The following is a 12,746-nucleotide window of genomic DNA, read 5'->3' as shown; positions in this document are numbered from 1 at the left end:
AAACAGGAACGGTCATCACCTATAACAGTTCGCGCGTCAGGGAGCGCTTTCGATGTCCACAGGTCCAACTCGCCCGTCCACCCTTCCCCGCCGTACAGGGCAACTGTCGCTGCTGACGCTGGCCCTGCTCGCCAGCGGCGCCTGCAGCTTGCCGGCGCTGGCTGCAGAACCAGCCCAGGCCAGCAGCCCGCGCATGGGCGACTACCGCTTCAGCATCGCCCAGCAGCCTTTGGTCGAAGCAATCAATGCCTTCAGCCAGGTCACCGGCTGGCAGGTCGGTTTCAGCGCAGAGCTGGCCGACGGCGTGGCATCGCCTGGCGTGCAGGGTTCTCTGGCGCCGGAAGCCGCGCTCAAACGTCTGCTGCAAGGCACGGGCCTGGGCTATCGCAAGATCAGCAACGGCAACGTGGTACTGGAGCGCCAGTCGGCGGGCAACGCCATCGCCCTGCAGCAGATGACCGTCAGCGCTACCCGCAGCGCCCAGGACGTGAGCCAGGTACCGAGCACCGTGAGCGTGCAGACCCGCGAGCAACTGGACCGGCAGAACGTCAACGACATCAAGCAACTGGTGCGTTACGAGCCAGGCGTCTCGGTCGGTGGTGTGGGCCAGCGCAGCGGCCTGAACGGCTACAACATCCGCGGCATCGACGGTGAGCGCATCCTGACCCAGGTCGACGGTGTGTCGATCCCGGACAGCTTTTTCTACGGCCCCTACGCCCAGACCCAGCGCAACTACGTCGACCCCGAGATCGTCAAGCGCGTGGAAATCCTCCGCGGCCCGGCCTCGGTGCTGTACGGCAGCAATGCCATCGGCGGCGCGGTGAGCTACTTCACCCTCGACCCGGACGACATCATCAAGCCCGGCAAGGACGTGGGTGCACGTTTGAAGACCGGCTACAGCTCGGCAGACGAAAGCTGGCTGACCTCGGCCACCGTGGCCGGCCGCCAGGGCGACTTCGACGGCCTGCTGCACCTGAGCCAGCGCAACGGCCATGAAACCGAATCCTATGGCGAGCACGGCGGCACCGGCCTTTCCCGTACCGAAGCCAACCCGGAAGATGTGCGCACCACCAACGTGCTAGCCAAGCTCGGCTGGAACTACGCCGACGATGCGCGCCTGGGTTTCACCTACGAGCGCTACAAGGATGACCGCGACCAGAACATCCTCAGTGCCGTAGGCGGGCCTTTCATTCCAGGCTTCGGCGGGATGAACGCCTACCGCATGCGCCAGGGCAACGACACCGTCACCCGCGAGCGCTTTGGCATCAACCACGAGTTCGGCCTCGATAGCCTGGTCGCCGACCATGTCAAATGGAGCCTCAACTATCAGATTGCCAAGACCGACCAACGCACGGATGAGCTGTATGTCGCCTCGGGACGGCAAGTGTTCCGCGACCGCCAGACCACCTACAAAGACCGCCAATGGGTCTTCGACGCTCAGTTGGACAAAGCCTTCAGCCTTGGCCAGACCGACCACCTGCTGACCTACGGCACCACGATCAAGCATGAAGAAGTGACCGGTTCACGCAGCGGCTCCGGCACCTGCGTGGCCATTGGTGGTGGCTGCACGGCGATCGGCCAGGACAGCCCGCGCGACGGCCAGGCACTGGTCAGCGACTTCCCGGATCCGACGGTCAACACTTACAGCCTGTTCGTGCAGGATGAAATCCGCTGGAACAACTGGACCTTCCTGCCCGGTGCCCGTTATGACTACACGCGCATGGAGCCCAAGTTCACCGACGAATTCCTGCGCGGCATTCAGGGGTCGGGCACGGCGCCTACCGAACTCGACGACTCGGACAAGAAGTGGCACCGCGTATCGCCGAAGTTCGGCCTGACCTACGCCTTCAACGACCACTACACCTGGTACGGCCAGTACGCCGAAGGCTTCCGCACACCGACCGCCAAATCAATGTACGGCCGCTTCGAGAACCCGAGCCTGGGCTACAGCGTGCGCGGCAACCCAGGGCTCGAGCCGGAAAAGAGCAAGAGCTACGAAACCGGCCTGCGCGGCAACTTCGATGCCGGCAACTTCAGCGCTGCGGTGTTCTACAACAAGTACCGCGACTTCATCGACGAAGACGCCGTGCAGTCGGCCAACCTGGGCACCACCTTCCAGGCCAACAATATCAAGCACGCCACCATCAAGGGTGCCGAGGTCAAGGGCCGCCTCAACCTCGACCACTTCGGTGCACCGCAGGGTCTTTACACCCAGGGCTCGATCGCTTACGCCCACGGTCGCAACGATGACAACGGCCAGCCGCTGAACAGCGTCAACCCGCTGACCGGCGTGTTCGGCCTGGGCTATGAGCAGCCGAACTACGGCGGCCTGTTGAGCTGGACCCTGGTCAAGCGCAAGACCCGCGTCGACGACACCACCTTCTTCGCCCCCGACGGCGCGAGCTCGCAGTTCCGCACGCCGGGCTACGGCGTGCTGGACCTGACTGGCTTCTACAAAGTCACCGACGATGTGACGGTCAATGCCGGGCTCTACAACCTGGCCGACAAGAAGTACTGGCAGTGGGATGACGTGCGCGGCTACGACGGCCAGGGCGAGGCCGCTGTGACTCAGCCGGCCAACCTGGATCGCCTGACCATGCCGGGGCGTAACTTCGCCATCAATGTGGTGTGGGACATCTGATCCGATCAGGCCCCATCGCCTGACAAGCCGGGTCCCACCGGTACACCACAGATTTCAAGACTTGTGGTGTACCTGTGGGAGCCGGCTTGCCGGCGATGAGGCCAGCACAAACCACCCAAGATCGCATTTTTTTACTCTCCCCACCCCGTTGCTTCGTCTTGTCACTAGACGCCCTCATTTTCCAAGGACCACCCCATGACCGACCGCCCAGCCCTGCGCTCGCAACGCCTCAACCAGGTCACCCACGCCCCGCACACCGAGCTCGACGCCCTGGTCAAATCCCACAAGCCATTCGACAGCCGCGAAAGCTTCGCCCGCTTCGTCGTCGCCCAGTACCTGTTCCAGTCCGAACTGCAGGCCCTGTACAACGACCCGCAACTGATTGCCATCGTCCCCGACCTGGCAGAGCGCTGCCGCGCCGAGCAGGCCCGCCTTGACCTCGCCGACCTCGACACCGAAGTGCCGGCAGCGGTACCCGGCGCGCTGCAGAAGCCGAGCCTGGGTGAGGCCTTGGGCTGGATCTTCGTCTCCGAAGGCTCCAAACTGGGCGCTGCGTTTCTGATCAAGCGTGCCGTGGCGCTGGAATTGTCCGACAGTTTCGGTGCTCGCCACCTGGGCGAACCGGCCGGTGGCCGTGCCGAAGGCTGGAAGCAGTTCACCCGTATCCTCGATGGCCTGACGCTGTCGGACGAAGAAGACGCTGCTGCCGAACGCGGTGCAGTCGCCGCCTTCGAGCGTTTCACCGAACTGCTCAAGCATGCCTACGCCGCTGACGCCGCGCTGGCCTGATACGCATCACCCGGCCGCCCCTCCGGCGGCCGGACGTTTTACGCAGTGAGACCATGACCCGACCTGCCCGCTCGAAACTGTCGCGCCTGCTGTACGGCATCCTGGCTTACGTGAGCCTGGGCATTGGCCTCGTGGCGATCGTGATTCCCGGCTTGCCGACCACCGAGTTCATTCTCTTGGCCGCCTGGGCCGCGACCCGCAGCTCGCCAAGGCTGTCGGCCTGGCTGGAGAACCACCGGCTGTTCGGGCCGATCCTCTACAACTGGCGCAACGGCAAGGTGATCCAGCGCCGGGACAAGGTCAGCGCCACTGTCAGCATGCTGCTATGCGCAGCCTTGATGCTGACCTTCCTCGAACACCACTGGCCAGTGTTCCTGGCCATTGCCGGCATGACCCTGGGCAACCTGTGGATCTGGTCGCGCCCGGAGCGGCCATGCCCTGCCGGGTCACAAGCTCAACAGCCCTGAGTACAGCAAGTAGGCCGCCACCGCCGCGCCGGCCAGCACTGCCGCAAAAATCAGCTTTTCCCAGTGGGTGAACAGGGGCTGCCCCTGCTCACGCTTGGCCCGGGCGAACAGGATCACCCCCGGGGCGTACAGCAGCGCCGACAGCAGCAGGTATTTCAGGCCACCGGCGTACAGCAGCCACACCGCATACAGCAACGCCACCGACGCCACCAGCAGGTCCTTGCGACGCAGTGCCGGCTGCCCGGCGTAGCTCTCGCCACGCACGGCCAGCAGCACCGCATAGGCCGCCGACCATAGATAAGGCACGAGAATCATCGACGACGCCAGGTAGATCAGGCTGGTGTAGGTCCCTGCCGACACCAGGGTGATCAGCAGGAAGCCCTGGATCATGCAGTTGGTCAGCCACAGGGCATTGGCGGGTACATGGTTGGCGTTTTCCTTGGCCAGGAAGCGCGGCATGGTCTTGTCCCGGGCCGTGGCGAAGAGAATCTCGGCACACAGCAGCGCCCACGACAGCAACGCGCCCAAAAGCGAGATGGCCAGGCCGATACTGATCAGCAAGGCGCCCCAGGGGCCGACGATATGCTCGAGCACCGTGGCCAGTGATGGGTTCTGCAACCCGGCCAGTTCCGGCTGGGTCATCACCCCCAGTGACAACACGTTGACCAGCACCAGCAGCGCCAGCACGCCAATGAAACCGATCACCGTGGCCTTACCCACATCCGAGCGCCGCTGCGCTCGCCCGGAGTACACACTGGCGCCTTCGATGCCGATGAACACGAACACGGTGACCAGCATCATGTTGCGTACCTGGTCCAGCACATTGCCGAACTGCGGGTTGCTCAGGCCCCAGATGTCACGGGTGAAGATGTCGGCGCGGAAGGCGAAGGCGGCAATGACGATGAAGATCAGCAGCGGCACCACCTTGGCCACGGTGGTCACCTGGTTGATGAAGGCCGCTTCCTTGATGCCACGCAGCACCAGAAAGTGCACAGCCCAGAGCAGCAGCGAAGCGCAGCCGATGGCGACCGGTGTGTTGCCCTCACCGAACACCGGAAAGTAGAAGCCCAGGGTGCTGAACAGCAGCACGAAGTACCCGACGTTGCCCAGCCAGGCGCTGATCCAGTAACCCCAGGCCGAGGAGAAGCCCATGTACTCGCCAAAGCCGGCCTTGGCGTAGGCGTACACCCCGGAGTCCAGCTCAGGCTTGCGGTTGGCCAGGGTCTGGAACACGAACGCCAGCGCCAGCATGCCCACCGCCGTGATACCCCAACCGATCAGCACCGCACCGACATCGGCACGCGCCGCCATGTTTTGTGGCAGCGAGAAGATCCCGCCGCCGATCATCGAACCGACCACCAGCGCGATCAATGCACCAAGGCGTAGCTTCTGTCCTGGTTCGCTCATGGAGATCTTTTTTCCTGTGTTGTCATGCATTTGAAACAGCCGTGATGGCCATATGAATACTACTCGCTTATATAAGCAGGGGTATTTAAGACAGCGTGCTCATAACTGCTTTGTCTATCAACCCTACCTGTGAAAATTAGCAGCTACCGAGCAACTAGAAAAGAAACTGATAAAACTCAATATTCTTGTGAAAAATTTGCGAAAGCGACAAAAACGGCTAGCTTCAGACATCGCAGGTGTAACAGAGCGTTTGCTCTAGACGTACATGGAGGTGCCAGCGCACAAGGCCTGCAGCAGAGCTGTCGGCACTCTCCAGGAGCCGCATGTAGGGCATTTCCTACATCGCGTGACCATGAAACTGATCTAGGTCAGGGCATGGTCCCGGCGTCGGATCTATTCTGTCGCAACTTTCTCCTGGCAGGAGTTGTTAAATGTCTGATTCTTCCGGAAAACTAAAACTCGGCGCGTTAGTTGCTCTTGTCGTCGGGTCGATGATCGGCGGCGGGATCTTCTCGCTGCCACAAAACATGGCGGCCAGTGCCGGCGTCGGCGCCGTGCTGATCGGCTGGGCTATCACAGCCGTGGGCATGCTGATGCTGGCGTTCGTGTTCCAGACCCTGGCCAACCGCAAGCCTGACCTGGACGGCGGGGTATACGCCTACGCCAAGGCCGGTTTCGGTGACTACATGGGCTTCTCGTCGGCCTGGGGTTACTGGATCAGTGCTTGGCTGGGTAACGTCGGGTACTTCGTGCTGCTGTTCAGTACCCTCGGCTACTTCTTCCCGATCTTCGGCGAAGGCAACACCCCCGCCGCCATCATCGGTGCCTCGATCCTGCTCTGGGCAGTGCACTTCCTGGTGCTGCGCGGCATCAAGGAAGCGGCGTTCATCAACCTGGTCACCACCGTGGCCAAGGTCGTGCCGCTGGTGCTGTTCGCTCTGATCTGCCTGTTCGCCTTCAAACTCGACATCTTCACCGCTGACATCTGGGGCACCGGTACGCCTGAACTGGGCAGCGTAATGACCCAGGTGCGCAACATGATGCTGGTCACCGTCTGGGTGTTCATCGGTATCGAGGGCGCGAGCATCTTCTCGTCCCGTGCGGAAAAACGCTCCGACGTGGGTAAAGCCACGGTCATCGGCTTCATCACCGTGCTGCTGTTCCTGGTGCTGGTCAACGTGCTGTCGCTGGGCGTGATGACTCAACCGGAACTGGCCAAGCTGCAGAACCCGTCGATGGCGGCCGTGCTCGAGCACGTGGTCGGCCACTGGGGTGCGGTGCTGATCAGCGTCGGCCTGATCATCTCGCTGCTAGGTGCCCTGCTGTCGTGGGTGCTGCTGTGCGCCGAGATCATGTTCGCCGCGGCCAAGGACCACACCATGCCGGAGTTCCTGCGCCGCGAAAACGCCAACCAGGTACCGGCCAATGCGCTTTGGCTGACCAACGCCATGGTGCAGATCTTCCTGGTCATCACCCTCTTCTCCAGCAGTACCTACCTGTCGCTGATCTACCTCGCCACCTCGATGATCTTGGTGCCTTACCTGTGGTCGGCGGCCTATGCATTCCTGCTGGCCATGCGCGGCGAAACCTATGAACAGGCTGCCAAGGAACGCAGCAAGGACCTGTTCATCGGCGCCGTCGCGTTGATCTACGCCATCTGGCTGCTGTACGCCGGTGGCACCAAGTACCTGCTGCTCTCCGCCCTGCTGTATGCCCCGGGCGTGATCCTGTTCGCCAAGGCCAAACATGAAATTGGCCAACCGATCTTCACCAACGTGGAAAAACTGCTCTTCGCAGCCGTGGTCATCGGCGCCCTGGTGGCGGCCTATGGACTGTACGACGGCTTCCTGACTTTGTGATCCCACGTCTTTGCACTAATGGAGGATTGAACCATGTCCGCTGAAAAACAGAAGTACGGTGTCCACTCCGAAGCCGGCAAGCTGCGCAAGGTGATGGTTTGCTCCCCGGGACTGGCGCACAAGCGCCTGACGCCGAGCAACTGCGACGAATTGCTGTTCGATGACGTGATCTGGGTCGACCAGGCCAAGCGTGACCATTTCGACTTCGTCACCAAGATGCGCGAGCGCGGTGTGGATGTGCTGGAAATGCACAACCTGCTGACCGACATCGTGCAGAACAAAGAGGCCCTGAAGTGGATCCTCGACCGCAAGATCACCCCTGACACCGTCGGTGTAGGCCTGACCAACGAAGTGCGCAGCTGGCTCGAAGGCCTCGAACCTCGCCACCTGGCCGAATTCCTGATCGGTGGCGTGGCAGGCCAGGACCTGCCGCAGAGCGAAGGCGCCGACGTGGTCAAGATGTACAACGACTACTTGGGACATTCCAGCTTCATCCTGCCACCGCTGCCCAACACCCAGTTCACGCGCGACACCACCTGCTGGATCTACGGTGGCGTGACGCTGAACCCGATGTACTGGCCGGCGCGACGTCAGGAAACCCTGCTGACCACCGCCATCTACAAGTTCCACAAGGAATTCACCAACGCCGACTTCCAGGTCTGGTACGGCGACCCTGACAAGGACCATGGCAACGCCACCCTCGAAGGCGGCGACGTGATGCCGATCGGCAAGGGCATCGTGCTCATCGGCATGGGCGAGCGTACCTCGCGCCAGGCCATCGGTACCCTGGCACAGAACCTGTTCGCCAAGGGTGCAGTCACGGAAGTGATCGTCGCCGGCCTGCCGAAGTCTCGTGCGGCCATGCACCTGGACACCGTGTTCAGCTTCTGCGACCGCGACCTGGTAACGGTCTTCCCGGAAGTGGTGAAAGAGATCGTGCCGTTCATCATCCGCCCGGACGAAAGCAAGCCATATGGCATGGATGTGCGCCGGGTGAACAAGTCGTTCATCGAAGTGGTGGGCGAGCAGCTTGGGGTCAAGCTGCGCGTGGTCGAGACCGGCGGCAACAGCTTCGCCGCCGAGCGCGAACAGTGGGATGACGGCAACAACGTGGTGGCCATGGAGCCCGGCGTGGTCATCGGCTACGACCGCAACACCTACACCAATACCCTGCTGCGCAAGGCCGGGATCGAGGTCATCACCATCAGCGCCGGCGAACTGGGCCGGGGCCGTGGCGGCGGCCACTGCATGACCTGCCCGATCGTCCGCGACCCTATCGACTACTAACGTCCATACGCCCGGTCGCGCCCACAAGGCCGCGACCGGGATGTTCACCAAACTCAAGGAGAAACTGTCATGGCGTTCAATATCCACAACCGCAACCTGCTCAGCCTCGAACACCACACCACCCGCGAGCTGAAGTACCTGCTGGACCTGTCCCGCGACCTCAAGCGCGCCAAGTACACCGGCACCGAGCAGCAGCACCTCAAGGGCAACAACATCGCCCTGATCTTCGAGAAGACCTCGACCCGCACCCGCTGCGCCTTCGAAGTCGCCGCCTATGACCAAGGCGCCAACGTCACCTACATCGACCCCAACTCCTCGCAGATCGGCCACAAGGAAAGCATGAAGGACACCGCCCGCGTACTCGGGCGCATGTACGACGCTATCGAATACCGTGGCTTCAAGCAGGAAATCGTCGAAGAGCTGGCCACGTTCGCCGGCGTGCCGGTGTTCAACGGCCTGACTGACGAATACCACCCGACCCAAATGATCGCCGACGTGCTGACCATGCGTGAGCACAGCGACAAGCCCTTGCACGACATCAGCTACGCCTACCTGGGCGATGCCCGCAACAACATGGGCAACTCGCTGCTGCTGATCGGTGCCAAGCTCGGCATGGACGTACGCATCGCCGCGCCCAAGGCCTTGTGGCCACACGACGACCTGGTCGAGCGCTGCAAGAAATACGCGGAAGAAAGCGGCGCACGCATCACCCTGACCGAAGACCCGAAAGCGGCGGTCAAGGGCGTGGACTTCGTGCACACCGACGTCTGGGTATCGATGGGCGAGCCGATCGAAGCCTGGGGCGAGCGCATCAAGCAGCTCAAGCCTTACCAGGTGAACAAGGAGCTGATGAAGTCTACCGGCAACCCACGCACCAAGTTCATGCACTGCCTGCCAGCGTTCCACAACTCCGAAACCAAGGTCGGCAAGCAGATTGCCGAACAGTATCCGGACCTGGCCAACGGCATCGAAGTGACCGACGACGTGTTCGAGTCGCCAGCGTGCATCGCCTTCGAGCAGGCTGAAAACCGCATGCACACCATCAAAGCGATCCTGGTCTCGACCCTGGCCGATCTCTGACAACTACCTCGCTACTGTGGGAGCCGGCTTGCCGGCGATGCAGGCAACACGGTGCAAGGCACCGGCTTCGCCGGTGATCGCCGGCAAGCCGGCTCCCACCCAGCAACGAGGCGTTCACCCCATCTTCGCAAAGGACATTCCCCATGCGTATCGTTGTTGCATTGGGCGGCAACGCCCTGCTGCGCCGCGGCGAGCCCATGACCGCTGACAACCAGCGCGCCAATATCCGCACCGCCGCCGAACAGATCGCCAAGGTTCACCCTGGCAACGAGCTGGTCATCGCCCACGGTAACGGCCCGCAGGTCGGCCTGCTGGCCCTCCAGGGCCTCTCCTACAAGCCGGACGAAGCCTACCCCCTGGACGTGCTCGGCGCCGAAACCGAGGGCATGATCGGCTACATGATCGAACAGGAGCTGGGCAACCTGCTGCCGTTCGAAGTGCCGTTCGCCTCGCTGCTCACCCAGGTCGAAGTCGACCCTAACGACCCCGCCTTCAAAGACCCGACCAAGTTCATCGGCCCGGTCTACGAAAAAGATGAAGCACTGCGCCTGGCCGACGAAAAAGGCTGGAAGGTCAAACCCGACGGCGACAAGTACCGCCGTGTCGTCGCCAGCCCCAAGCCGATCCGTATTTTCGAGATCAAGCCGATCACCTGGCTGCTCGAGCGCGGCACCGTGGTGATCTGCGCCGGCGGCGGTGGTATCCCCACCATGTACGACCCGGACAAGACCAAACGCACCTTGAAGGGCATCGAAGCGGTGATCGACAAAGACCTGTGCTCGGCCCTGCTGGCCAGGGAGCTGCGCGCCGATCTGCTGGTGATCGCCACCGACGTCGACGCGGCGTACATCGATTACAAAAAGCCTACCCAGAAAGCCATCGCAGAAGCACACCCCGACGAACTCGAGCGACTGGGCTTTGCAGCGGGGTCCATGGGGCCGAAAGTCCAGGCGGCTTGTGAGTTTGCTCGTTTGACCGGTAGGGTTGCGGTGATTGGTTCACTGGAGAACATCGAAAAGATCGTTCAAGGCACCGGCGGCACCCGTGTCAGCATCGCCAAGCCAGGAATCAGCTACCGTTGACTGCAGTAGGCGGGCACCAGGGTGCCCGCCGTTTTCAACCTTTTGGAGGATTTCGTCATGGCTCAGTTCGAACCCGGCCATCTGCACATCGAGCGACATGCGCTGAACAACAACGACGTCAGCTACGACCTGCACATTGATTACCAGGTTGTGCAGGATCCCAAGGAAGGCAGGGGAATGAGGTTCGACATGCGTGGAACCATTCAGGGCAAGGAGCTCGCGAAAAATGAGGGGTTCACGTTGCCCAAGGACCAAGCGTTCGACTTCGCACGGTATGTGACCAAGGTGGCGGAAAAGTACGGCATCCCCAAATCAGCCAGCAGCATCGGGTCGATGCATGATTACTACGACCAGATGTTCGAAGATGTACGCAAACAGCTGGATGTGAAATCTGGCGACCCGATCAAGCCCGAACACCTGGAGTGAAGCCATCGCCGGCAAGCCGGCTCCCACAGGTACTGCGCTGAACCCAAAATAGCGCAGTACCTGTGGGAGCCGGCTTGCCGGCGATTGGGCTTCACCCATAAGCCAAGGCATACTACTGCCCTCCTCAGGCAACCACCCCTGCCCTCCCCATGCGCATCCACGTCAGCTTCATCGACCGCGTCGGCATTACCCAGGAAGTCCTGGCCTTGCTCGGTGCCCGCAACCTCAACCTGGACGCCGTGGAGATGGTCCCGCCGAACGTCTACATCGACGCCCCGACCCTCAGCCCCGCGGTGCTCGAAGAATTGCACGATGCACTGTTCGATGTGCGTGGCGTGCAATCGGTGGACGTGGTCGACATCCTCCCCGGCCAACGCCGCCACCTGCAGCTGGATGCCCTGCTGGCCGCCATGAGCGATCCGGTACTGGCGGTGGACAGTGCAGGCAAGGTGCTGCTGGCCAACCCTGCGCTGATCGCCCTGTGTGGCCGCGAATCGGCCGGGCGCTCGGTGGGGGAGCTGTTCAACGACCCCGGCCTGCTGCAAGCCTTGCTGGACAACAACTTCCACCTGCCGATGCGCGAGATGCAGCTCAACGGCCAGAGCCTGCTGTTGGACGCCACACCCATCACCAACGCCGGCGGCCTCCTGACCTTGTACCCGCCCAACCGCATGGGAGAACGCCTGTCGGCCCTGCACCACGACCATGCCGAAGGCTTCGATGCCTTGCTCGGCGAGTCCCCGGCGATCCGCACCCTCAAGGCCCGCGCCCTGCGCGTGGCGGCGCTGGATGCCCCGCTGCTGGTGCATGGTGAAACCGGTACCGGCAAGGAGCTGGTGGCCCGCGCCTGCCATGCCATCAGCAGCCGCCACGCGGCACCGTTCCTCGCGTTGAACTGCGCCGCCCTGCCCGAGAGCCTGGCCGAAAGCGAACTGTTCGGCTACGCCCCCGGCGCCTTCACCGGCGCCCAGCGCGGTGGCAAGCCGGGGCTGATGGAGCTGGCCAACCAGGGCACGGTGTTTCTCGACGAAATCGGCGAAATGTCGCCCTACCTGCAGGCCAAGCTGCTGCGCTTTCTCAGCGACGGCAGCTTCCGGCGCGTGGGGGGCGACCGGGAAGTGAAAGTCGATGTGCGCATCATCAGCGCCACGCACCGCGACCTGGAACGCATGGTCGCCGAAGGCACCTTCCGCGAAGACCTGTTCTACCGCCTGAACGTGCTCAACCTGCAGGTACCACCGCTGCGTGACCGTGGTCAGGACATCCTCGTGCTCGCGCATTTCTTCATGCAGCAGGCCTGCACGCAGATCCAGCGCCCGCCCTGCCGGCTGACGCCTGCCACCCACTCGGCCCTGCTGGCCAACCCCTGGCCGGGCAACGTGCGCCAGTTGCAGAACGTGATCTTCCGCGCCGCAGCCATTTGCGAAGGCAACCTGGTGGACATCGGCGACCTCGACATCGCCGGGACTTCGGTGGCACGCGGGCAGGATGGCGAAGTGGCGAGCCTGGAACAGGCGGTGGGCGATTTCGAACGCGAACTGCTGCAGCGCTTGTACGCCAGCTACCCGTCGACACGGCAACTGGCCGGGCGCTTGCAGACCTCACATACCGCGATTGCCCAGCGCCTGCGCAAATACGGCATTCCGAAAACTAATTCCTAAGCTTTTTCAGATTTCCCTTACACATCTACAGGCAGTTTCGCCACGAA

The 12,746-nt window shown here is 62.5% G+C and carries 10 protein-coding genes; 9 read left to right on the top strand and 1 reads right to left on the bottom strand.

The window, feature by feature from the left end; translation table 11 throughout:
* Positions 1–52 precede the first annotated feature (52 nt).
* From KU43P_RS05205 to KU43P_RS05195, 3 genes are all read left to right on the top strand, one after another.
* A complete protein-coding gene (locus KU43P_RS05205; RefSeq protein WP_317661352.1) occupies positions 53–2,641 on the top strand; it encodes a TonB-dependent receptor in 2,589 nt (862 codons plus the stop codon).
* Positions 2,642–2,836: 195 nt separating this feature from the next.
* Positions 2,837–3,430: a biliverdin-producing heme oxygenase gene (locus KU43P_RS05200; RefSeq protein WP_317661351.1), complete on the top strand. Its 594-nt coding sequence runs from the start codon at positions 2,837–2,839 to the stop codon at positions 3,428–3,430.
* A gap of 53 nt (positions 3,431–3,483) precedes the next feature.
* Positions 3,484–3,897 (top strand): YbaN family protein, encoded by a 414-nt coding sequence (locus KU43P_RS05195; RefSeq protein WP_317661350.1) that lies wholly within the window; start codon positions 3,484–3,486, stop codon positions 3,895–3,897.
* Here the strand turns inward: KU43P_RS05195 and arcD (KU43P_RS05190) are convergent.
* Entirely contained in the window at positions 3,877–5,304 is a 1,428-nt protein-coding gene (arcD, locus tag KU43P_RS05190) for an arginine-ornithine antiporter (protein WP_317661349.1), read from the bottom strand. The genes KU43P_RS05195 and arcD (KU43P_RS05190) overlap by 21 nt on opposite strands.
* Positions 5,305–5,735: 431 nt before the next feature.
* Between arcD (KU43P_RS05190) and arcD (KU43P_RS05185) the strand changes: the two genes are divergently transcribed.
* From arcD (KU43P_RS05185) to KU43P_RS05160, 6 genes are all read left to right on the top strand, one after another.
* Positions 5,736–7,163: an arginine-ornithine antiporter gene (arcD, locus tag KU43P_RS05185; protein ID WP_317661348.1), complete on the top strand. Its 1,428-nt coding sequence runs from the start codon at positions 5,736–5,738 to the stop codon at positions 7,161–7,163.
* A gap of 33 nt (positions 7,164–7,196) precedes the next feature.
* Positions 7,197–8,450, top strand: coding sequence for an arginine deiminase (gene arcA / locus KU43P_RS05180; protein ID WP_317661347.1), 1,254 nt, complete (start codon positions 7,197–7,199; stop codon positions 8,448–8,450).
* A 69-nt stretch (positions 8,451–8,519) separates the two neighbouring features.
* Entirely contained in the window at positions 8,520–9,530 is a 1,011-nt protein-coding gene (locus tag KU43P_RS05175; RefSeq protein WP_317661346.1) for an ornithine carbamoyltransferase, read from the top strand.
* 143 nt (positions 9,531–9,673) lie between these two features.
* Positions 9,674–10,612 carry a carbamate kinase gene (gene arcC, locus KU43P_RS05170; RefSeq protein WP_317661345.1) on the top strand — a complete coding sequence of 313 codons (939 nt, stop codon included), beginning with the start codon at positions 9,674–9,676 and terminating at the stop codon, positions 10,610–10,612.
* A 57-nt stretch (positions 10,613–10,669) separates the two neighbouring features.
* Entirely contained in the window at positions 10,670–11,038 is a 369-nt protein-coding gene (locus KU43P_RS05165; RefSeq protein ID WP_317661344.1) for a DUF5064 family protein, read from the top strand.
* 149 nt (positions 11,039–11,187) lie between these two features.
* Positions 11,188–12,699 (top strand): sigma-54-dependent transcriptional regulator, encoded by a 1,512-nt coding sequence (locus KU43P_RS05160; protein WP_317661343.1) that lies wholly within the window; start codon positions 11,188–11,190, stop codon positions 12,697–12,699.
* Positions 12,700–12,746 lie beyond the last annotated feature (47 nt).

Origin of the sequence: Pseudomonas sp. KU43P (genome assembly GCF_033095865.1) — a bacterium.
In the GTDB taxonomy this organism is placed as follows: Bacteria; Pseudomonadota; Gammaproteobacteria; order Pseudomonadales; family Pseudomonadaceae; genus Aquipseudomonas.
Note: the sequence above shows the minus strand (reverse complement) of the source record. Positions and strands in the feature narration are given on the sequence as shown.